Source organism: Arthrobacter sp. ISL-85 (assembly GCF_018613675.1).
GTDB lineage: Bacteria > Actinomycetota > Actinomycetes > Actinomycetales > Micrococcaceae > Arthrobacter.
Map to the genome: position 1 here is coordinate 136,967 of NZ_JAGGPQ010000017.1, position 21,093 is coordinate 158,059.

The following is a 21,093-nucleotide window of genomic DNA, read 5'->3' on the forward strand; positions in this document are numbered from 1 at the left end:
GTGGCGGCACGCAATGATCTCGCCAGCCAAGTCCGCCGTGGACTGGCATGGAGCAGCATCAACAGCCTGGTCCTCAAGCTGGGGACCTTCGCCGTCGGGATAGTTCTGGCACGCCTCCTTGCTCCGGAGCAATTCGGCGTCTTTGCCGTCGCTTTGACGGTGCAGCTTGTGCTTATGTCACTTGCGGACCTAGGTATGACGGCCGACTTGGTGAGGTCCGCTGATCCCGCGAGAATCGCCCCCACTGTGGGCACGCTGGCCCTGGCCACTAGCACCGTCCTTACCACAACGCTGGTGTTGTCCGCCCAGGGCCTGGCCGATCTTCTCGGCAGCCCCGACGCTGGCCCGGTCATCGCGTTAATGGCCTTTACGCTTCTCCTCGCCGGGGCAGGAGTGGTCCCCTATGCAGCCCTCCAACGGCGTTTCGCTCAAAAAGAGCTCTTCGTCATCTCTGTAATTGACTTCACGGTGAGCACTCTTTCTACGTTGGCTCTGCTCGCCGCAGGGTTTGGCGTGATGGCTCTGGCCATCGGCCGGCTGACCGCCCAGCTGACCACACTCATTTTGCAGTACGCCTTTTCCGGCGAGCGGGTGCGGCTGGGGTTCAACAGGAAGGCCGCTCCCGAGGTCCTCGCCTTCGGCCTGCCCGTTGCCGGCGCAAACGTGCTCTCCTGGGCTCTCCTGAACGTGGACAACGTGGTGGTATCACGCCTGGCAGGTCCCGTCGCCCTGGGCTTCTACTTCCTGGCCTTCAATATTTCGAACTGGCCGATCAGTGTCCTGGGCCAAGTTGTCCGTTCAATATCGATCCCCGCTTTCGCCAGGATGGCAACCGGACGGTCGGACAAGAGTTTGTCCGCCATGATGGGTCCGGTGTGGGCCGTCTCTCTGCTGGCCGGACTCATGCTGGCCCTCCTTGCTACACCCCTGATCGAGCTGGTCTACGGTGACCGCTGGCTCCCTGCAGCCCCCATCCTCGCCTGGCTTGGAATCTTTGGTGCACTGAGGACGCTTTTCGATCTCTCCGCTTCCTACCTCCTCGCCCGTGGGGCCGCCAAAGCCACCTTGGTAGTGCAACTCGCTTGGATCACCGGCCTCATTCCGGCGGTCATCGGGGGGATGTACCTCGCCGGGACAACGGGAGTCGCAGCTGCGCACTCGATTACCGGGGTGCTGGTGGTCTGCCCCGCCTACGCAGTCGCACTCCACAGGTCCGGTGCAGACACCGGCACGCTCGTCGGCAAGATGTGGCCGCCCCTGGCGGCTGCAGTTCCCGCAGCCGCAACAACCCTGGGAGTAATGGCTTTCACGCCTGGTCCGTTGCCGGCACTGTTGGCCGGCGGGAGCGCAGGAAGCGCAGTCTACATCCTGCTCCTCGCCCGCTGGTTCCGCAGCCAGCTCGCCGGGGCCGCAGCGTCACTCCCCCGGAGTGGCGACCAGCCGCATTCCCCGCTTTCGGCGGACCAGCCGCTCCCAGCATCTTCAGGAGGTAAGTCATGACCCAGCCCACCATTCCATTGGTTGACCTGTCCAGCCAGCAGGAACAGATCAACAACCTTATCCGCGAGGGTTTCAACCGTGTGATCGCCGAGTCGAGTTTCATCATGGGGCCGCAGGTTGAAGAGTTCGAAGAAGCATGGGCTGCCTATTGCGGAGTGCCTTTTTCCATGGGTTTGGGAAACGGTACCGACGCGATCGAAATCGCCCTGCGCGCAGCAGGCGTTGGCCGTGGCCATGAGGTCATAATTCCGGCAAACACTTTTGTGGCCACGGCAGGCGCCGTGAAACGGTCCGGAGCTGTGCCGGTCTTGGCCGACTGCAACGAAAACTTTCTTCTGGATCCGGCAGAGGTGGCCCTCAAGGTGACAAAACGGACCAAGGCGGTCATCGGCGTCCACCTCTACGGCCAGGCAGCCCCCATGGAGGCAATAAGGAACGCAGTACCACATAGCGTCACCATCGTCGAGGACATGGCCCAGGCCCAAGGCGCCAGGCGACATGGAGTCCGGGCCGGCGCGCTCGGTGATGTCGCCGCTACGAGCTTCTATCCTGGAAAGAACCTCGGCGCATACGGAGATGCAGGCGCGGTTATGAGTGCCTCCAAGCCCATCGCCTCTCGAGTCCGGAAGCTTCGTAACCACGGTGGCAACGCCCGTTACGAACACCTGGAAGTGGGCTTTAACTCCCGGTTGGATACGCTGCAGGCCGTGGTGCTAAATGCGAAGCTGAACTTCCTTGATGAGTGGAACGGGCAGCGGGTTCGGGCGGCCGAGCGCTACGACCAGTTGCTGGCCGACCTTCAAATGGTGAAGTTGCCGCGGGTGGCAGCCGACAACGAACACGTATTCCACCTGTACGTCGTGCGCGTTCCTGATCGGGACCGGGTGGTTAGAGAGCTCAACGCAGTAGGTATCGGGGCAGGAATCCATTACCCGCGCCCCATCCATTTGCTGCCGGCTTACTCCCACTTGGGACACAGACGGGGAGACTTTCCCACCGCCGAACGGCATGCCGCTGAAATCATGTCATTGCCCCTGTACCCCGGAATCACGGCGCAGCAGCAGGAACAAGTGGCTTCTGCCCTTGGGAAAGTCCTGGGAAGATGATGACAGTCCAGGAAATCAAACGGAGGGCACCCAAGCCCCCCCGGCTGAAGCCACTCGAGACGCGCGCGTACAGGCCCACGGTGTCGGTGGTGATCTCGTGTTACAACTACGCACGGTTCCTGCCGCAGGCGGTACACAGCTGCCTCTCCCAGCAGGACGTCGATGTGGAAGTCATTGTCGTGGACGATGCTTCCACTGATGACAGCGCATGCGTGGCAAGGGAACTCAGCCGCAACCACGGCAATGTGTTCTTCATTCAGCACTCAGCCAACGTCGGACCGGTGGGATCCTTCAATGATGGGGCGCGGACTGCCACAGGGGAATTCCTGGTACGCCTGGATGCGGATGACCTGCTCACCCCCGGGTCCCTGGCCAGGTCCACCCTCGTCGCGCAGTCGTTCCCGTCTGTTGGTCTCGTGTATGGTCATCCCCTCCATTTCTCGTCGCAGCGGCTTCCCCGCCCGCGGCTCAATGCCAGCGGGTGGACCATCTGGCCCGGACGGGAATGGCTTGCCGGCCGTTGCCGGTCCGGAAAGAACGTAATCACTTCACCCGAAGTGTTGATGCGCCGCTCCCTTGTTGCCCAGCTTGGTTATCTCTCCCCTTTGGCACACAGCCACGACATGGAACTCTGGCTCCGGCTGTCCTCCTTCTCCGATGTTGCCTACATACACGGAGCGGACCAGGCCTGGCACCGCGAACATTGCCAAAGCCTGTCCGCTACCTCCGTGGATGAAGTCGTCGACTTCCGCGAAAGAGTCGCTGCTTTCGATGTCCTGTTTTCAGGTCCCGCCGGCGGACTGGTGGATGTTGCCCACCTGCGGGATACGGTGCGACGGACGCTTGCCATGGAGGCTCTGCGGACTGCCCGCCACGAGCTTGCCCGCGGATCTCGTTACGCGGCGCTGTACAAGCAGTGGCTGGACCTCGCGGAACAACTCGATCCCCGCGCTGCGGAAAATGCGCGCTGGGAGCGGCTTGAACCCAGCGCGCGCTTCCAGTCACTGCCCCCCTGGCTAAGACCGGAGTCCCTTGCCCTGCGGCTGCACGGGCGCATCAGATCTGAACTGGAATGGCGCCGGTGGCACCGGACAGGAGTCTCTTGAGATGCATTCAGCGACTGCTTTGCACAATCATCCGCAACCGGTGGCCCCGGGCCAGCCGTGGATCGGCACGCGGGAAGTTCTCCGCCGCCTTCGTGCCCAAGGGACCCAAGACGTCAGCCGCAGGGTAGTCCGACGTCTTGCCCGGCGCGTATGCGAATTCTTCGACACCGCTGCGCTTGACTTTCCTTTGCTGGAGCGTGACATCGCCGATTCTGTGAGACTCCGGCTGGAACTTCCGGAGCAGTCCAGGCGCCCAGGCACAGCGCTCAACCTGGCGTGGCTTTGTACCCCTCCAGGTCCCGGATCGGGCGGGCATACCACGCTGTTCAGAATGGTAAAAGGACTCGAGGACCGGGGTCATGCGTGTTCGTTGCTCCTCTATGACCGGCATGGTTCTGATATCTCACAGGCAAAAGCCATTATCCGCCGGCATTGGCCGTGGCTGCGGGCCGATGTCTCGACCGTACCCAATGTCATCGAAGGCTACGATGCCTGCGTTGCGAGTTCGTGGGAGACCGCCCACGTACTGGCTACCCGCAGTGCGGAGGCAGCCGTTCACAGGTTCTACTTCATTCAGGACTACGAGCCGTTCTTCTATCCGCGGGGAAGTCTCTACAGCCTCGCGGAGGACAGCTACAGGTTTGGCTTTACGAACATCAGCTTAGGCAACATGGTGTCAGATGCGTTGCGGGAAAACATAGGGATTACCGCGGCCACAGTTCCCTTCGGCTGCGATGGCGGCACTTATCTCTTGGAGAACCTCGGCCCGAGAGAAGGGGTGGTCTTTTACGCCAGGGAGGCCGTGGACCGTAGGGGCACCTTCTTGGGCAAATTGGCCCTGGCGGAGTTCCATCAGCGCCATCCGGAGCAACGGATTCATGTCTACGGGGACCCCCTACCGTCATGGACGGTGCCGCATCAGCATCACGGAAAGCTTGCTCCAGCGCAGCTGAACTTGCTTTACAACAACAGCGTGGCAGGCCTTGCCCTGTCCTTCACCAATATCTCGCTCGTGGCGGAAGAAATGCTTTCCTGCGGGACGACCCCAATTGTCAACGATCATCCTTTGGCACGAAAGGATTTGGCGGCGCCAGGGGTGCTGTGGGCAACAGCCACCCCCGCGGGTATTGCGAATGCCCTCTGTCGTGCCGTGGAGAAGCCTCTCGCCGCACGGGAATTATCCCTCGTTGCAGCCGGAGCACGCCGGGATTGGGTCCCGGCCCAGACAGCCACGGCGGCAATCATTGAAGAGGAGGCAACGGCATGAACACCATGGCCATTTTGACACCTTCCTATTCGCCCGACCTCCCCAGTTTCATTCGATTGCACGAATCTGTCCTGCGTAATACGGGGGAAAGTACGAGGCACCATGTCATTGTCCCGAAGCGGGATCTTTCCGTCTTCCGGGCCATAAGCTCGCCGCGACTTGATGTTTGGAGTGAATCCGAGTTCCTGCCCAAGGGATTCGTGACGACCGATGGAGTCGCTGCACTCTGGCGGCGGATCCCGATTGCGCCGCGCTCCATCAACTGCAGCGCAATCAACCTTCAAAAGCCCTGGCCGCCGGTCCGCGGCTGGATTCTCCAGCAAATCCTGAAACTATCCGCTTCTACAAAGCTGAACTGTGACGCTGTAGTTGTCATCGATTCAGACGTCGTACTAGTTCGCCCAATGCCTGTGGAAACCTTTATCCGTGACGGAGTGGTGCGTCTCTACGAGAAACCGGACGGGATTACCGCTGACCTTTCACGCCACGTGCTGTGGACAAAGACGGCTTATGACCTTTTGGGTCTCCCCTGGCGCCCGCAGTCAACCTTTCCGGACTACGTGGGCGGGATAGTGTCTTGGGACCCTCAGGTGCTTCAAGGCTGCCTCGACCGGATACAACAGGTTTGTGGCTCAGACTGGGCCAGTGAAGTGGCTGGCCGCCTGCACTTCAGCGAATTCATTCTTTACGGAACGTACCTCCGGCATTTCGGCACCGAACGCCAAGGTTCATTTGGAGCAGCCTCAACACTGTGCCACAGCTACTGGTCCCCCAGCCCGTTATCCGAAGAGGATGCTGAAACTTTCGTTGCTGCTTATCCTCCCGAAGACTTGGCAGTGCACGTCCAATCGAATTCCGGCACGCCCTCACATGTAATTGAATCGGTTGTGGCTGGTCTTGCAGTGCGGTCCCGCCCATGACATCTCCGGCCGTCCCAGGACGGAGACACCGCCCGCCGGCAGTCCTGTATATCCTGCTGGTCACCACCCTCATTCTGCCTTCCTACATGGTGCTGCCGGCACTCGGCGCAAGTGGGAGTGTAAGCCAAATGCTGGCCGTTGGAGTGTTCTTCCTATGGCTCGCCGCGTCAGCCTTTGGCCTGCACGACCCCATGGCATTCGGCCACCCGGGCAGGGGCGCCATGCTTTTCTGGATTGTTGCCTCGTGCGCGAGCTACGCAGCTATGTTTGCCGGTTTCAGTGGAGGTAACGACGCCGCCGAACGCGCTGCAGCAGACCGCTGGCTGGTCCTGGTCGTCGCAGGGGCAGGTGTCACCTTGGCTACCACCGAGACGATCAGGACGATCGATTCGGTCAAGTCCGTTACGCGGTGGGTTATGGCAGGAGCGGCATTTTGCTGCGTGGTGGCTCTGATCCAATTTTCATTCCGGATCAACCCGATGGAGTGGGTGGCGTCCCTGATGCCTGGTTTCGAAGACAATGGCGCGGGCACAGCATTCCAAGGCCGCGAGGCTTTCATGCGTGTGGCCGGTACTACGATGCATCCAATTGAATTAGGCGTGATCTGCTCAATGCTTCTGCCTCTGTCGATCTGGTGGGGCCTCTATGACACTGCAGCCCGGACATGGGTCCGTGCAGCATTGCCGGTACTGCTCTTCAGTGGAAACGTCATTACCGTTTCCCGCACAGGCCTGATTGGTCTGGCAGTCGTCGCGCTTATTCTTATTCCCTACCTACCGACCCTGTGGAGGCAGTGGGCCGTGCTAATAATTCCGGTTGCCATTGCCGGAATGTTCCTCTTTGTGCCGGGAATGGTGTCCACCTTTTTCTCCTCTGCAACAGCTGGCTCATCCGATTCCTCCATCACCTACAGAACCGATGACTACCCGCTCGCATGGCAGCTTTTCTTCGAACGGCCCTGGCTGGGCCTTGGCCCGGGAACATGGATGCCCACGAACGCGAAAGACATCTTTGACAATCAATATCTGCTGACTGTGGCAACGATGGGTGGGATTGGACTTACTGCGTTGCTGGCATATTTCCTCGCGCCATTCTTCGCGAGCCTAACCGCCGCACATCACGCCCCGACGACTGAGATCCGCAGTCTAGGGGGTGCCGTGGGCGCATCAATGCTCGTCGCGGCGGTATCGGCGGGGACCTTCGATGCCCTGTCGTTTCAGACCTTCGCCCTCATCTGCCCATTCTTCATAGGCCTCAGCGGAGTGGTGTGGCTGCTGGTCAAACAACAACTTTCCACATCGCTGCCGGTGGTGCTTCCGCCGGCCGCCCACAAACGTATCCGGGAAGGAAAATCATGGACCCGCTGACCGTCCTGACCACCGTATGGCGCCACAAGTGGGTCACTTTGCCAATAGTGGTATTGACCATGGCCGCTTGCCTGTACGTATATCTCTACGCTCCGCGCACGTACGAGGCGGACGTTTCGTACGCCTTGACGGCGCCTGACGTGCCCTCAAACCTTGAGCTGGAAAGAGACCCGGACCTGGCCAAGCTCAACTCCAATAATCCTTACCTGCGGAGCAACGATAGTTCTTTGCTAGCTCAGGTAGTGATTACGAAGCTTTCGGACCCGGCTTATCTTGACCAGCTTAAGGAGGCAGGATTCGGCACAGACTTCAAGATAGCGCCTGTTGCCAGCCTTGGAATGGGACTGGTCACCGTTACGGCGACTTCGCCCTCGGAGGCTGAGGCCGTTGGCACAGCCAAGCTTGTGGGCGAACAGTTCACCTCCACGCTCAATTCTGTGCAGAAGGTGAACGGAGCAGACGATCGTTATCTTTACTCACCCATCCTGGTTAGGGGACCGGGGCCGGCGAAGGAACTGTTCTCCAACCGGCTGCGGTCACTGATTATGGTTGGCATCGCCGGAAGTGTTCTGCTGTTTGGTTCGGTGTCCGTTGCAAGGGCAAGAATGGTGCGGCGCCGGCAAAATGCGGATAGCGCTGATGGTGACAACCCAAGCAGGACTTCCCGCATCCCTTCCGAAACCGGCCCCACTGGGCCGGAAGCTCCGGTAAGGCAGCGGAAAGGCCGACGAGCCAATACAACAATCTCTCCGCCAGAATCAGGCACCCCCTACCCGGAATCCCCATCTGTGCCGGGGGGAACAACGCCCCAAGGGAACAACGACAAGAAAGACAACCCAGACAACCATCGTTTGATAACAGCCGGAAGAACTCCAGGCGACTAGGCCGGAAGAGGTGTACGTGGAAGCCATGAAAACAACACGCACAGCAACGGCGGTCCTTGCAGTCGTCCTCGTTATTACCGGATGCCAGGCCATGCCGGCTACAACGGGAGTGAGCAGGCTGGCGACGGAAAGGAATGCAGGGGCCCCGCCACGATACCTGCGAAACGTTGATGGGGGTGCAGATTATTTTAAGAGGTTCAGCAAACCACTTCCTTTATCGCCCACCTTTTTCCCGGTTGGCGTATGGCTGGAAAGCATCACCAGCATGGATGAGATACACCGGGACGCCGACGTAGGAATCAACGTTTATGTTGATCTGACAGCCGACTCAAATCTTTCTCTTTTGGATGGATCCGGCCCCTTTGCATTGTCCAGTTCTCCATCTTTAAGAGATAACGGCGCGGTCCTGGCAGATGAGCCGGACATGTGGGCGGGTCCAGGTAATGACAAATGGACAGGAAAATGGCCCGGTCAAGGAGCTGTTTGCGAACCAGAAGCGGGCCGCTGTGGTTATACAGTTCAAGGCCAACTGGCAAAAGGAGTCGAAAACTCCAAAATGGCCTACGCGAATTACGGTAAGGGCGTCACCTTTTGGGAATCAGACGGGGAAGCAGCACGTTTCGTCAATGAGTATCAGGATGTGGTGTCTGCGGACAATTATTGGTTCACGGACCCCAATATCTGCGGCAAAAGTGAGGGCGGCTCCTTGGTCAAGGGGGAGCGGTCTTTGACCGAGTCCGAATGCCGGTTGCCGGCCAACTATGGCTGGACTGTGGACCGTGTCCGGTCGCTGGTCAGCCCGGAAGGAAGCAAACCGGTGTGGTCCTTTGTTGAGGTGGGACAACCCTTCGATGCGTCCACCGAAGCCGTCACGGGACCGCAAATCCGTGCCGCGGTCTGGAACAGTATCATTCACGGAGCGCGGGGAATCGTCTACTTCAACCACAGTTTCGGTGGCGGTTGCCGTTCCTTCCACGTCCTTCGGGAGGGCTGTGCCCAACAGACAAGGGCTGAAGTCACTGCGCTCAACCGGCAGCTTGCGGAGCTTGCGCCCGTACTCAACGCGCCATTCCTAGACAATGCCGTTATTCACAATGAGACTGTCCAGAGCGCTGTCAAGGTTTACGACGGTTCCCTGTTCATCCTCACTTCCTCTGCCCGCGCCGCTTCCCAGGACGCTGTGTTCGAACTTCCATGTCTTGCGAACGGGGGTGGAAACGTAACAGTTCTGGGCGAAAACCGAAGCCTAAATATGGAGAAGGGCACCTTCCAGGATTCCTTTCCAAATGGAAATGCCGTCCACCTATACCGACTTGACGGTGCGGCCCCGCTCTGCATGCCGTAGACGACATATACGAGTAACTAAGGCGAGTGGAGCGCCCTTGGATCCTAAGGGACAGAACGGCCGCTCCACTGCTCTTGTCTAGGGCCTGGTGTCCGTCCTACTGGTTTCGTCCCGTTCCCAAGTCGCGGTTCGGGAGGCACCACCCTTGCCATCCGGGCGACGACCCAGCAAGGCAAAGACACCGTAGACTACGGCATCGAACGCGGAGAGCAGACTGTGGACTGACCCTGCCAGTTCGCGTACTGTGCGCACGGTATGCGACCCCTGAAGGTGTTGAAGCTCACCATTTCCACGATAAATTCTCTTCAAGGTCGCAATTAGGGCGCGGGCGGTCCGCGGAGTGTGCACCGTCACGGGATGGCATGGCACCACGGCCTTCTCGTGAGCGCGATAGAGCCGGTCAATCAGGCAATCGTCCGCTGTGACCGGCGGAAACTCCCCGAGCCTGTTGTGGCCCTTCTCATTGACCCCGTAAACACCCGCTCCCCACATCGACGCTGCCGATTGGGGCAACCGGGTCCTGGCGCGGTAATAGGCGCGGACAGGCCAGGTTGCTCCCGAATAGTCATAACGAAATGCAGGACGGGCGCAGTAAACAGTCTCACTGCCTGCCAAAAGTTCCAGCGTGGCAAACAGCGCATCCAGGGTAAGTTCGATGTCGGCATCAAGATAGAGCCGAGGCCAGTGGCTTGCGGTCCTGTCTGCCGCGTTCAAGGCCGCCGTCTTTGATGCTTCACCAATTTCGATCACCCGCACCCGCGGATAGGATCTGGCTACGGCGGCTGTCTGATCAGTACAGCCGTTGCATGCCACTATGACCTCAACCGTTCCGCTGGAAATCGCTTGGGCCAGGCTGTCAAGAGTGCGGGGGAGTACGGCCGCTTCATTGTGCGCCGGTATGATCACTGTTCCCACTGGGACGCCCCTCTCCTTAGCGGCCTATTCCCGTAGTTCTCCGCGTGAGGGAGGTCCACCCACTTGCGTTCGCGGGTCACAGCGGCCAAGATCAACTGTTGCCCGTGCAGAGGTGATCTCAGCAGGGCTGAGAGAACGACAGCTGCACGGAATGCCCGGGCGTAGCTCCTGGTGTGGAATTTGCGGACGTACCTGATTCTGTTGGCCGCCATCAATGCCGCCAATGCTGTCGAGGTCCCCGATCCTGCCCTTGAATGAAACATACGTGCCTGGGGTTCGAACCAAACCTCCATGCCCGCACTCCGGACCCGGTGCATGAAATCTGTTTCCTCCGAATACAGGAAGTACTCCTCATCCCAGTCGCCCGCCATTTGTGCCGCGTCTGGACGAATCATCAACGCAGCTCCGGTTGCCCAGTCCACCCTGTGGGGATGCAGATAGCTTTCTCTGTCAAATTCGGTTTCGGCCAGCCACTCCGGCCGGCCGGGGAGCCTGCTTCCCAACACTGCATCACCAAATGCCCTGCACACGCTGGGTTCGCGGCGCAGGGAATGATAAACGGTCCTATCGTCGTCCATGAGGAGTGGGACCACTACGCCTGCCCCGCAAATCGCCATTCTTCTGCGCATCGCCCGGATGGCACCTCTCTCAAGACGCATATCCGGGTTAAGGATTAGGAATGAATCTGCAGATCCAGCCTTCTTCATTGCAACATTAATTGCTGCGGAATATCCCAGATTTCCACCCGTTGGAAACGCATATACCTCCGGAAATTTTTCCAGTTCGTTGAGTGTGCCAGGCCCGGGAGAGTTGTCCGCGACGATGACTTTAATGGTTTGGTCCCTGGTCTCAGCCTTCAGGCTGTTGAGGAGCGCCGCGACGTCGCGTTCGTTGTTGTATGTAACTACGAGTGCAGCCACATCCGTTTTCTCCCCCTTGGCAGAGAAACCCTCGCTCCGCAGTAACTCATTTTCCGTCGAGGTGCTTCGGTCCGGTTTAGGAAGCGCCTCCGCCGCCCCGCAACTCTGAGTCCTGAGCTTAAGATAGGCCTCGGGTCCTTGGACCAAGTAGCGGTTGGCCAAACGTCGTGGCTCCAGTGCAAGCCGCCACGCCCACTCCATTCCAAGGTTTTGTGCGAGTTCGGGGGCCCGGGGAACTCGGCGCGCCAAGAAATCCACGGCCGCACCAAAGGCAAGCAGAACCTTGGCGCCTGTGAACTGGCCGAATTCCGATATCCAAAGTTCCTGCCGGGGCTTACCTAGGCAAACGAAAAGAATATCTGTTTGGGCTGCGGCGATATCAGCGGCCAGTACCGCCGACGCCGACTGGTCCGTCAACTCAGCTCGGTCAGGGGCCCACCAGCCCGCTACCTGGAGGTTCGGGTGCGTCGAGGACAGGCTGGAGTGAACCAGCCGGTGGGCTTCTTCGGATCCGCCAAGGAAACCCACCCGGGTGCCTTTAGCCTCCGCCGCATCAAGCACAGGTCCTATTAGGTCGCTGCCCGCAAGCCTGGGCCACGTCCGTCCCGTGAGTTTTCCAGCCCGGGACACCAAAGGCGAGCCATCCAGCAGCGGTAGCCACTCGACTGCCGAGGGTCGCTCCATAACTTCGGCCCAGCGACTGCCTGCGCCAAAATGCTGCAGGTGGTCCAGGTTCACGGATGCGACAGCAAGAGGGACACCATGTGCGTCCTGCGCGCGGTCCATAACCGTGCGCAGGGCCTCATCGATTTCCATGAGCTTGACCGAAGCCCCGCCCAGGCGAAGCCATTGGCTACAACCTTTCTCCGGGGGGCGACTTCCTTTGTTGTTCGGCTCGCCAATGAGGAAAACGGAGCTGAGCGTTGCTGGCGGCTGGATGAAGTTACGGAAAGAACCAGACACTGTCACGATGGCTAACCTTTCGTTGGATCTTGTGGTGCTAGGAACGGTTGAAGACCACGTCAACCCAGTAATTTGTGCTTCTGAAACTGCTCGCCGGGAATCCGCTGGCGCCGTAGGCGTATACACCGTTGGGCCCGTCAAAGCCGTCTGCCAGGGCGTGCAAGGGTGCGCTGTCCACTCCTGCTGTGCTGAAGTAGTCCCGCGTGGACGAGTAGAACCCGACGGGCGCGTAGTACGACACGACGTAAGTGGTGTTCGCCGTGATGGCAACGGGAGCATCAAATAGCGCCTGCTGCCATCCCGAGGAGGATTCATTTACGAAGGTGACCGTCGCCAGCAGTGCCCCACCGCCGGACCACAGGTGCCCCACATGCGTTCCCGTATTAGAGGTGCCCTTGTAAAAACGGATTCCTGAAACAGTCCCGGCGACGTCGGACCGGAACCTCATGCCCACTTCTGTGGCCTTGCGGTCATTGGTATTGGCGGTCGCGGGAACGGACGTTGGGCTGAAGACGCTGCAAGGGCAAGCTGCCGGCGCGGCTTTGGTCGTGAACGTCCATGAATACGGTGATGCCATGGGAGTTCCTGCCGAATTTGTGGCGCCCGAAACCGTTGCCGTGTAATTGGTGCTGAAGCCGAGGAGCCCAGACGGCGCGAAGGTGGCGGTGTTGGTCCCTGCATCGTAGAAAACTGAGCCTGGTACGTCCGCGCCGGTGGCGCTCTTCACGGTGAAGACGACCGTGGACGCGGTTACTGGTTGGTTGAATGTGGCTGTGGGCTGCACGCTCTCCGACACCCCCGAGGCGCTGGGAGCGGGTGACACGGACGCTACCGCCGGTGCGGTCCCTGCATTCCCGCCGCTGAACACCACATCAACCCAGTAATTGGTGTTGTTGTAGCTGTCGGAAGGGAAAGCGGAGGAGCCGTAGCGGTAAACGCCGTTCGGGCCGTCAAAACCGGATGCAAGACCATGCAACGGCGCGTTATCGGCAGCACTGTTGAAGTATCCGCTGTCTGAGGAGTAATACCCGTTGGACGAAAAGTAGGACACCACATACGTCGTGTTCGCGGCGATTGGAACCGGTGCTGAGAAGAGTGCCTGCTGCCAGCCTGTTGCCGTCTCCGTCCCGAAGGTGACCGACGCGAGGAGGGTTCCTGTCGAGGACCAAAGGTGCCCGGTGTGAGTTCCCGTGTTGGAGGGGCCTTTGTAAAAGCGGACGCCGGATACAGTCCCCGTCACATCGGAACGGAACTTCATGCCAACTTCCACGGCATTGGGATCATCCGTACTGGCTGTGGTTGGCACGGATGCGGCGCTGAAAACACTGCAGGGGCACGCCGCCGGCTGCGCTGCAGTGGTGAAACTCCAGGAGTAGGGCGTACTCATAACCTGTCCAGCGGAGTTGGTTGCCCCGGAAACAGTGGCGGTGTAGGTGACACTGAAGGCCAAAGCACTGCCCGGACTGAAAGTCGCAGTCCGCGCCGTCGCGTCGTAAGCCACCGAGCCTTGAACGGACACGTTCGCCGAGTCTTTCAAGGTGAAGGCCACGGATGAACCAATGACGTCCTGGTTGAATGTGACTCCTGGTTTCACATCCACCGCAACAGCGGTCGCGTTGTTGGTGGGCGAAGAACTGGATACCGCAGGCAGCAATGGAGCGGCCGTCGTTGCGAATGTCCACGTATAGGGGGCGTCCATCGTGGCCCCCGCGGTGCTCGTTGCGCCGCTCACACTCGCTGTGTAAGTGGTGTTGTAGGCAAGCGCTGATGACGGTGTGAAGGTCGCCGTGCTGGTTGTCTGGTCATACGCTACGGAACCGGCCACGGCAGCATTCGCAGAATCCTTGACGGTGAAGACCACAGATGTGGCAGTCACCGTCTGGTTGAAAGTAGCAGATGGTTTGACCGCTACGTCGATGCCGGTTGATCCATTTACCGGGGCGACGGAAGTGACCTTCGGCGCCGAAGAGGTCGTGGAAGTATTGAAGACTACGTCCACCCAGTAGTTGGTGCTGTTATAGCTCTGGTTTGGGAAGCCGGAAGCCCCGTACGCGTACACGCCGTTCTGCCCATCGACGCCGCTCGCCAAGCCATGGAGCGGTGCATTGTCTGCTCCGCTGCTGAAAAACCCACTGCTCGCTGAGTAGAAACCGTTGGGGGCGTAGTAGGAGACAATATAGGTTGTATTGGCGTTGATGCTTACCGGGGTGGAAAAGTTGGCCTGCTGCCACCCGGCCGCCGACTCATTTCCAAAGGTAACTGTGGCCAACAGTGTCCCAGTGCTGGACCAAAGGTGTCCGGTGTGGGTGCCCGTGTTGGTACTGCCTTTGTAGAACCGGACGCCGGTCACGCTTCCGGAAACGTCGGATCGGAACTTCATGCCCAGTTCGACGGCAGCGCTGTCGTTTTCGGAAACGACGGCAGGAACAGCTGTCGGAAGGAAGACTGAGCAAGGGCAGCTGCTTGGCGCAGGGCCGGTGGAAAAGGTCCAGGAATACGGTGCGGCCATGCTTTGTCCCTGGGAGTTGGTCGCCCCGCTCACCGTTGCCGTATAGGTAGTGCTGTACGCCAGCGTTCCTGTCGGGCTGTAGGTTGCAGTGTAGGTGGCGCTGTCGTACGTCACGGATCCTGGGACATTATTGTTCGCCGCATCTTTGAGGGCGAAGACAACGGACGTGCCGCCAACAGCCTGATTGAAGGTTGCCGTGGGTTTCGTGCTTACCGCTACCGATGTCGCATTGCTTGCAGGGGTCACGGATGAAACTGCCGGCGCTGGCGGGGGCGCTGCCGTAGTGAATGACCAACTGTAGGGGGTGCTCATGGTTTGGCCGGCGGCATTCGTTGCCCCGCTGACGGTCGCGGTGTAGCTGGTCGAGTAGGCCAGGCTGGCCGCCGGGGAGAAGGTTGAAGTGTTAGTTGCGGAGTCATAGGCGACAGACCCTGCCACAGCTTCTCCGGCTGCGTTCTTCCGTGTGAACGCTACCGATGACGGCGTGACCGGCTGGTTCAGGGTAGCGGAGGGTTTCGCCGCCGTGGTGATATCCGTTGCTCCGTTCAAGGGGGAGACGGAGGAAACAGCCGGCGGTACTGATGAGGACGGGGAAAATGACACGTCTACCCAGTAGTACTCCGCGTCATAGACCTGGTCAGGAAACGCGGAGCTTGCACCATAACGAAATAGCCCGTTGGGGGTAGCGGGCAGGCTTCTCGGGAAATGCAAGGGAGCGCTGTCCAACGGGTTTGTGGCACCAAGCGGGGACGGGTTGTTGTAAAAATAGCCTGCGTCCTCCGAGTAGTGGCCCGAGGGCGCGAAGTACGACACCACGTACATGGTGTTCGCGGATATCGCGAGCGGCGGCGACAACGTCGCAGTCTGCCAGCCACTCCCAGACTCATTGCTGAAGGCGGCAGTGGCAAGCCTTTGCCCGGAGGCACTCCAGATGCTGCCTGTATGGGTCCCCGTATTTTTTGAGGCTTTGTAAAAACGGACCGCACTGACCGTTCCTGCAACATCAGAGTAGAACTTGGCACCAACTTCGATTGACGCCGTATCTGCCGAATCAGCAACTGCTGGTGATTTGTTGGTACCTGTGAGTGAGCATGGGCAGGACACGTTCGTAGTGACTCCGGCAGCGGGTGATTCGAGATTCCCACTGTCATCCACAGCGCGGGACCGCAGGACTGAACTGGGACTTCCGTGGACAGTCCAGCTGTATGTCCAGCTGCTGGTTCCGTTGGCGGGGTGCCAGGTGGTGCCGCCGTCCGTAGAGACTTCCACCCCTGCCACCACACCGCCTGCATCAGTTGCTGTGCCGGAAACGGTCAGGACTGTCCCGTCGGCAACTGTTGTCCCCACGGCCGGGTCCGTCACCTTGGATATCGGTGCTGTGGTGTCTGTGGATGCCTGCGCCGCAACCAGCCCCGAAATAAGCGTTGTGGGCTGCACGGACATATCTGCGAACAGGTTAACCGTCGCCTGCTGCATATTTCGGTCCACGGCCTTGCCCGTGGTGAAGGCATCAAGCCCCCAAGACCATTGGACCGTCCCGGCGCCGAAGACGAGCGCGCCGCTTCCTGCTTTGTAGATTGTCAAGCTGTGCGTGGCCGTCCCGCCCTGCTTGGTCGTGGATCCGTAATCAGTGAATACCTCAGCGGAGGTGCTGGTGGTTTGGGACAGCCGTAATGACCCCACCGGCCGGAAGCCGTCATCAGCGTCGACGTCCCATTCGTACCCGAGCGTGCCCAAGCCTGCGCCCAAGGTTATGGCCGCGTTGGAAGCCATCCCTGGTATTGAGGTGTTTCGCCACATCCTCAACTGCTTGTATGCCGCGGGAACAACTATGTCCGTGGTGCCCGAGTTGACCATGAAGTATTGGCCTGTGAGCGAGTTTTCCGGGTTTCCGCCGCCGGTCGCTGTGCCGTAGCGGGGATCCCGCCACGTTCCGGTCCAAGACACGGGGTCGGTAGGCGCATTGAAGTGGGTGTCTTTGTAGGAAACTAAGGTGCGTCCCGCGGTGTTGGTGCCGTCGGCACTGGGCTCCCACCGTGTCTTCCAGAACATTTCATTGCCGCTAAAGAAGGCCAGGTTTACTCCTGCGTCACGGGCTGCCGTGACATTGCTGCGCTGGTCGGCGGACCAGTATTCGTCGTGTCCCACCGACAGGAATGTTTTGTGGTTCAGCAACAGCGCACCCTGGGTCGAAACATCAAGGGCTGCCATGTAACTGACGTCGTATCCGTTGGCCTCCAGAAAGCGAATCATCGGGTACTCGGAATACATCAGCCAGTTCTGCCCCTGTGCGTCACCGCCAGTGATAAATGGTCTGTTGTACGACACTTTGAAGGCGGCTTTGTACGCCGCAGGATTGCCGGCCGGACAAGCTACTGAGCAGGAGTAGAGGCTGTTGCCGCCGTACGAATTGTAGGCCTGCCAGGTCGTATCAGATGTTTGAAACAGCACAGCAGACTTTGCGGCGTCGTCACGAACCACGAACGGAATGACGCTCGCACCCCCCGTGTCCGTACGCACCAGGCGGGCCAGGTAGACGCCCGAGACGGCCGTCGGTGGTATCGCCCAGGATGCGGACACGGCCCAATTGCCGCAGTCGACCAGTCCGGTTGCCGAGAAGGTGGCGCAGCTTGGTTGTGTTTGCGGCAGCGCAGCTGAAGGAAGAATATTGGCTGCAATTTTGCGAGCACCGGAGCCTTGGTAGTAGCCCAACCGGTAAATATCGATCCGGTACGCCTTTGCATTGGTTTTCACCTTGAAGGTGACAGTTTGCCCCAAATTGGCGCTGATCGACGTCGCGTAGCCCTGGATAGTGCTGTCCCCGGCACCGCTGACCTTCCACTCGCTGGCGGGATTGCCGGGCTGTGTATTCTCGCAGGCCACCTTGCTCACCACAGGGGCGTCGCAGGGGGTAACGGCCCGTGCCGGGAGAATCCAGCCCGGCCCTGTAACGACCGACACTGTGGAGGCAACCAGCGCAAGGATTGCGGCAAGGACCCAGTGACGCAGGATCGGCCGGAACGGGACTTCAGGTGCAGACAGCATTTGGGCTCCAGGCTCACTGCGCCAGGAGCCCGTCGGCTGGAAAGGGGTCTGCACTCCCCGTTTCAGCCACGCGCCGGTCACCCGGCACCGGCACCTGTCGCATCGGTCAGTTGTCACGGCGCCATCAGTCTGCAGGCCTGGGAGGACCTGGCATGCCGCCCGGAACCTGGGCCGCATGCCCAACGGCATCCGTGTTTTTCAACCGTAGGGGTTTGAAATACCCCCACCAGGAGAATAGGGGCTACCTATGTGGGTCCCCACACCAACTTTGTGGGGTACCTACCGGAGGCCCGGGAACTACGCCCCAGTCCCGAAAAACAGCTCCGTCACGGCGGCCAGGCGAAGCGGATCCTCCACACCGCACAGCTCGCGGGCGGAGTGCATGGACAGCAGCGGCACGCCAACGTCGACGGTGCGGATCCCGAGTCGGGTGGCGGTGAGCGGACCGATGGTGGAACCGCAGGGCACCACATTGTTGGAAACGAATTCCTGGTAGGGCACGCCCGCTTCGCCACAAAGCCTCGCCCAGAAGGCAGCACCGAACGCGTCCGTGGCGTAACGCTGGTTGGCGTTGATCTTCAGCAGCGGCCCGCCGTTCAGTACGGGGTGGTTGGCGGGATCGTGCCGCTCAGGATAATTCGGGTGCACCGCGTGCCCCGCGTCGGCAGAGAGGCAGAACGACGCCGCCAGGGCCTGCCGCCGCTGGCTCACCGTTGCGCCGAGGCCGTCAGAGATACGCACCAGCACGTCCTCAAGGATGGGTCCGCACGCACCGGAGCGCGAGTTGGAGCCGATTTCCTCGTGGTCGAATGCGGCGAGCACCGCAATGGGGCCGCCCGTAGCGGCGGAACCGCGGTGGGCGATCAGTGCCGCCAACCCGGCGTGGGTGGCCGAAAGGTTGTCCAACCGCCCTGATGCGAAGAACTCCCCCTTGCCCCCGAAAACCGCAGGTGGCTGCGTGTCCGCAATGACGACGTCGTATCCGCCAATCTGCCCCGGATCAACGGACGCGCCGGGAACCGAAGCTGCCAGCACTCCCAGAAGGTCCGAATCCGTTGGATTCCCCAGCCCCCACACCGGGTTCATATGGCGCTGTTTGTCCAGGGTAAGCCCGTCATTCACGGCCCGGTCCAGGTGGATGGCCAGCTGCGGGAAGCGGAGCAGCGGTCCTGTGGCGGTGAGGTGCTCGGTGCCGTCGAGCATCACCAGCCGGCCCGCGAGCCGCAGCTCGCGGTCCAGCCAGGAATTCAGCAGCGGCCCGCCGTAAACCTCAACGCCGGCCTGCAGCCAGCCGTGGGCACCGGTGGTGGGCTTGGGCTTGAGCTTGAACGACGGCGAATCGGTGTGCGCGCCGAGGATGTTGAACCCCGTGGCCGGTCCCGCACCTTCCGGGACCACCCAGGCGATCAGCGCACCGTCGCGGATCACGAAGAACGATCCAGCGCCGCCCTCCCATGGCTGAAGCTCATCCAGCCGGACGAATCCGGCTTCCTCCAGCCGGCGGCCCCCCTCATGCGCGGCGTGGAAGCTCGACGGCGATGCGCTGACATAGGCGCCCAGGTCCTGGATGTGGTCTGCGGCAGAGGAAGGCAAAGGCATGGTCCCGAGTCTAGTGCCGCGCCTACTCTGCCGGTGCCGGGGCCGCCTCGGTTGCCAGTGCGGGCTGTCCAGCGGCTGCGGCGTCCTTCCGCCGGTAACGGAGGACGCCCACTGCTACCACCACGGCGGCCAGCGCGAGCGACAGCAGGAGAGATTCCCGCGTGGACTCAACGATCACCATGCCGATGAGCAGGGCCACGATGCTGATGATCGCTGCCCAGGTGAGGTACGGGAAGAGCCACATCTTTAGCTGCAGGTCCTTGGCCGCAGCACCCATCCGCCGGCGAAGGACCAGCTGCGAGGCCGAGATGACGAGCCACACGAACAGGGCAATTGCACCGGAGGTGTTGACCAGGAAGAGGAAGACGGTGTCCGGGGCAATGTAGTTCAGGCCCACCGTGACGAAGCCGACCACCGTGGAGGCAAGGACTGCAGCAGCCGGGACGCCCCGGCGGGAGATGCGGGTCCAGGAGCGTGGTGCGTCACCGCGGGTGGAAAGCGAGAACAGCATGCGGCTGGCGGTGTAGAGGCCGGAGTTCAGGCAGGACAGCACTGAAGTAAGCACCACGACGTCCATGATGGTTCCGGCGCCGGGAATGCCGAACAGTTCGATGACCGCCACGTACGGGCTCTTGGCAACTGAGGCGGAGTTCCAGGGGAGCAGGGTGACCACAACGGCGATGGAACCGATGTAGAAGACCAGGATGCGCCACACAGTGGATTTCACGGCCTTCTTCACTGCATCCACCGGGTTTTCCGATTCGCCGGCTGCGATGGTGGCGATCTCGGCACCGAAGAAGGAGAAGACCACTACAAGGATGCCGGCCAGCACAGCGCCCGGGCCGTTGGGCATGAATCCGCCGTTGTTGACCAGGTTGCTCAGGCCGGGAGCGGGGACTCCGGGGATAAGGCCCAGGATGGCGGCAGCGCCAAAGATAAGGAAGAGGACGATGGCCGCCACCTTGATCGAAGCGAACCAGAATTCGAACTCGCCGTAGGACTTCACGGAGCCGAGGTTGGTGAGCGTCAGCAGCACCATGAGGGCAAGGGCCCAGACCCACTGGTCAATGCCCGGCACCCAGCGGTGCATGATGGCGGCGCCCGCGGTGGCCTCGATGCCCAGGACGATGATCCAGAACCAGGCGTAGAGCCAGCCGATGCTGAATCCCGCCCAGCGGCCCAGCGCCTTGTCCGCGTAGGTGGAGAAGGAACCCGTTTCGGGGTTCGCTGCGGCCATCTCCCCCAGCATGCGCATCACCAGGATGACCACCAGCCCGGCGGCCGCGTACGCCACGAGGATGCCGGGGCCGGCCTGCTGGATGGCTGCCCCCGAGCCGACGAAAAGACCTGCTCCGATGACGCCGGCGATGGCGATCATGGATAGGTGCCTGGGTTTCAGGGACTTTGAAAGTTGCTGGTCAGCATGCATGGAAGCGCCGTCCTGTTGGGAAATAGCATGGGTAAAGCGACGTGCCTTGGCGGATCACCGGCGAACCGTGTGATGCACCACATCGTCGTTTCACCCTAGATCCGCCATTATGCGCCCTGCTTTGTGCAGTCCAACAGAACTGTCTCTGCCCAACAGGACGGCGCTCCAACCGGAAACAGCTGTATGCAATAAAAGTTTCCCTGCAGGCAAATTTGTAA

General features: G+C 60.6%; 13 protein-coding genes. 8 read left to right on the forward strand and 5 right to left on the reverse strand.

What is annotated here, in order from left to right:
• The 8 genes from J7I84_RS13850 (at window position 1) to J7I84_RS13885 (ending at window position 9,495) form a co-directional block, all read left to right on the forward strand.
• A complete protein-coding gene (locus J7I84_RS13850) occupies window positions 1-1,500 on the forward strand; it encodes an oligosaccharide flippase family protein (protein WP_214945133.1) in 1,500 nt (499 codons plus the stop codon).
• Complete coding sequence (locus J7I84_RS13855) at window positions 1,497-2,606, forward strand: DegT/DnrJ/EryC1/StrS aminotransferase family protein (protein WP_214945134.1); 1,110 nt, start codon at window positions 1,497-1,499, stop codon at window positions 2,604-2,606. Before J7I84_RS13850 ends, J7I84_RS13855 begins: the two co-directional genes overlap by 4 nt.
• Entirely contained in the window at window positions 2,606-3,712 is a 1,107-nt protein-coding gene (locus tag J7I84_RS13860; protein ID WP_251046630.1) for a glycosyltransferase family 2 protein, read from the forward strand. Before J7I84_RS13855 ends, J7I84_RS13860 begins: the two co-directional genes overlap by 1 nt.
• Window positions 3,713-4,043: 331 nt before the next feature.
• Window positions 4,044-4,979: a glycosyltransferase family 1 protein gene (locus J7I84_RS13865; protein ID WP_251046603.1), complete on the forward strand. Its 936-nt coding sequence runs from the start codon at window positions 4,044-4,046 to the stop codon at window positions 4,977-4,979.
• Window positions 4,976-5,899, forward strand: a complete 924-nt coding sequence (locus tag J7I84_RS13870) for a DUF6492 family protein (RefSeq protein WP_214945136.1) — start codon at window positions 4,976-4,978, stop codon at window positions 5,897-5,899. Before J7I84_RS13865 ends, J7I84_RS13870 begins: the two co-directional genes overlap by 4 nt.
• A 128-nt stretch (window positions 5,900-6,027) precedes the next feature.
• The gene (locus J7I84_RS13875) at window positions 6,028-7,266 is read left to right on the forward strand and encodes an O-antigen ligase (RefSeq protein WP_214945137.1); all 1,239 of its coding nucleotides are present in this window, start codon (window positions 6,028-6,030) and stop codon (window positions 7,264-7,266) included.
• Window positions 7,254-8,150 (forward strand): chain-length determining protein, encoded by an 897-nt coding sequence (locus J7I84_RS13880; RefSeq protein WP_214945138.1) that lies wholly within the window; start codon window positions 7,254-7,256, stop codon window positions 8,148-8,150. Before J7I84_RS13875 ends, J7I84_RS13880 begins: the two co-directional genes overlap by 13 nt.
• Window positions 8,151-8,175: 25 nt before the next feature.
• Entirely contained in the window at window positions 8,176-9,495 is a 1,320-nt protein-coding gene (locus J7I84_RS13885) for a hypothetical protein (protein ID WP_396020071.1), read from the forward strand.
• 78 nt (window positions 9,496-9,573) lie between these two features.
• Here J7I84_RS13885 and J7I84_RS13890 read toward each other — a convergent pair whose 3' ends face one another.
• The 5 genes from J7I84_RS13890 to J7I84_RS13910 all read right to left on the reverse strand — a co-directional run bounded on the left by J7I84_RS13890 (window position 9,574) and on the right by J7I84_RS13910 (window position 20,875).
• The gene (locus J7I84_RS13890) at window positions 9,574-10,410 is read right to left on the reverse strand and encodes a glycosyltransferase family 2 protein (protein ID WP_214945140.1); all 837 of its coding nucleotides are present in this window, start codon (window positions 10,408-10,410) and stop codon (window positions 9,574-9,576) included.
• The gene (locus J7I84_RS13895; protein WP_214945141.1) at window positions 10,398-12,014 is read right to left on the reverse strand and encodes a WecB/TagA/CpsF family glycosyltransferase; all 1,617 of its coding nucleotides are present in this window, start codon (window positions 12,012-12,014) and stop codon (window positions 10,398-10,400) included. The genes J7I84_RS13890 and J7I84_RS13895 overlap by 13 nt, the downstream gene beginning before the upstream one ends.
• A gap of 316 nt (window positions 12,015-12,330) precedes the next feature.
• A complete protein-coding gene (locus tag J7I84_RS13900) occupies window positions 12,331-17,847 on the reverse strand; it encodes a DUF4082 domain-containing protein (protein ID WP_214945142.1) in 5,517 nt (1,838 codons plus the stop codon).
• 297 nt (window positions 17,848-18,144) lie between these two features.
• Window positions 18,145-19,446, reverse strand: a complete 1,302-nt coding sequence (locus J7I84_RS13905) for a M18 family aminopeptidase (protein ID WP_214945143.1) — start codon at window positions 19,444-19,446, stop codon at window positions 18,145-18,147.
• Between the two features lie 22 nt (window positions 19,447-19,468).
• Window positions 19,469-20,875, reverse strand: a complete 1,407-nt coding sequence (locus J7I84_RS13910) for an amino acid permease (RefSeq protein ID WP_214945144.1) — start codon at window positions 20,873-20,875, stop codon at window positions 19,469-19,471.
• Window positions 20,876-21,093: the final 218 nt, after the last annotated feature.

Bases quoted from the DNA above. Each gene is read 5' to 3' on its own strand.
- J7I84_RS13855 (WP_214945134.1), top strand. From the start codon at position 1,497: ATGACCCAGCCCACCATTCCATTGGTTGACCTGTCCAGCCAGCAGGAA.
- J7I84_RS13860 (WP_251046630.1), top strand. From the start codon at position 2,606: ATGACAGTCCAGGAAATCAAACGGAGGGCACCCAAGCCCCCCCGGCTG.
- J7I84_RS13865 (WP_251046603.1), top strand. From the start codon at position 4,044: ATGGTAAAAGGACTCGAGGACCGGGGTCATGCGTGTTCGTTGCTCCTC.
- J7I84_RS13870 (WP_214945136.1), top strand. From the start codon at position 4,976: ATGAACACCATGGCCATTTTGACACCTTCCTATTCGCCCGACCTCCCC.
- J7I84_RS13875 (WP_214945137.1), top strand. From the start codon at position 6,028: ATGCTGGCCGTTGGAGTGTTCTTCCTATGGCTCGCCGCGTCAGCCTTT.
- J7I84_RS13880 (WP_214945138.1), top strand. From the start codon at position 7,254: ATGGACCCGCTGACCGTCCTGACCACCGTATGGCGCCACAAGTGGGTC.
- J7I84_RS13885 (WP_396020071.1), top strand. From the start codon at position 8,176: ATGAAAACAACACGCACAGCAACGGCGGTCCTTGCAGTCGTCCTCGTT.
- J7I84_RS13895 (WP_214945141.1), bottom strand. From the start codon at position 12,014: ATGGAGCGACCCTCGGCAGTCGAGTGGCTACCGCTGCTGGATGGCTCG.
- J7I84_RS13900 (WP_214945142.1), bottom strand. From the start codon at position 17,847: ATGCTGTCTGCACCTGAAGTCCCGTTCCGGCCGATCCTGCGTCACTGG.
- J7I84_RS13905 (WP_214945143.1), bottom strand. From the start codon at position 19,446: ATGCCTTTGCCTTCCTCTGCCGCAGACCACATCCAGGACCTGGGCGCC.
- J7I84_RS13910 (WP_214945144.1), bottom strand. From the start codon at position 20,875: ATGCATGCTGACCAGCAACTTTCAAAGTCCCTGAAACCCAGGCACCTA.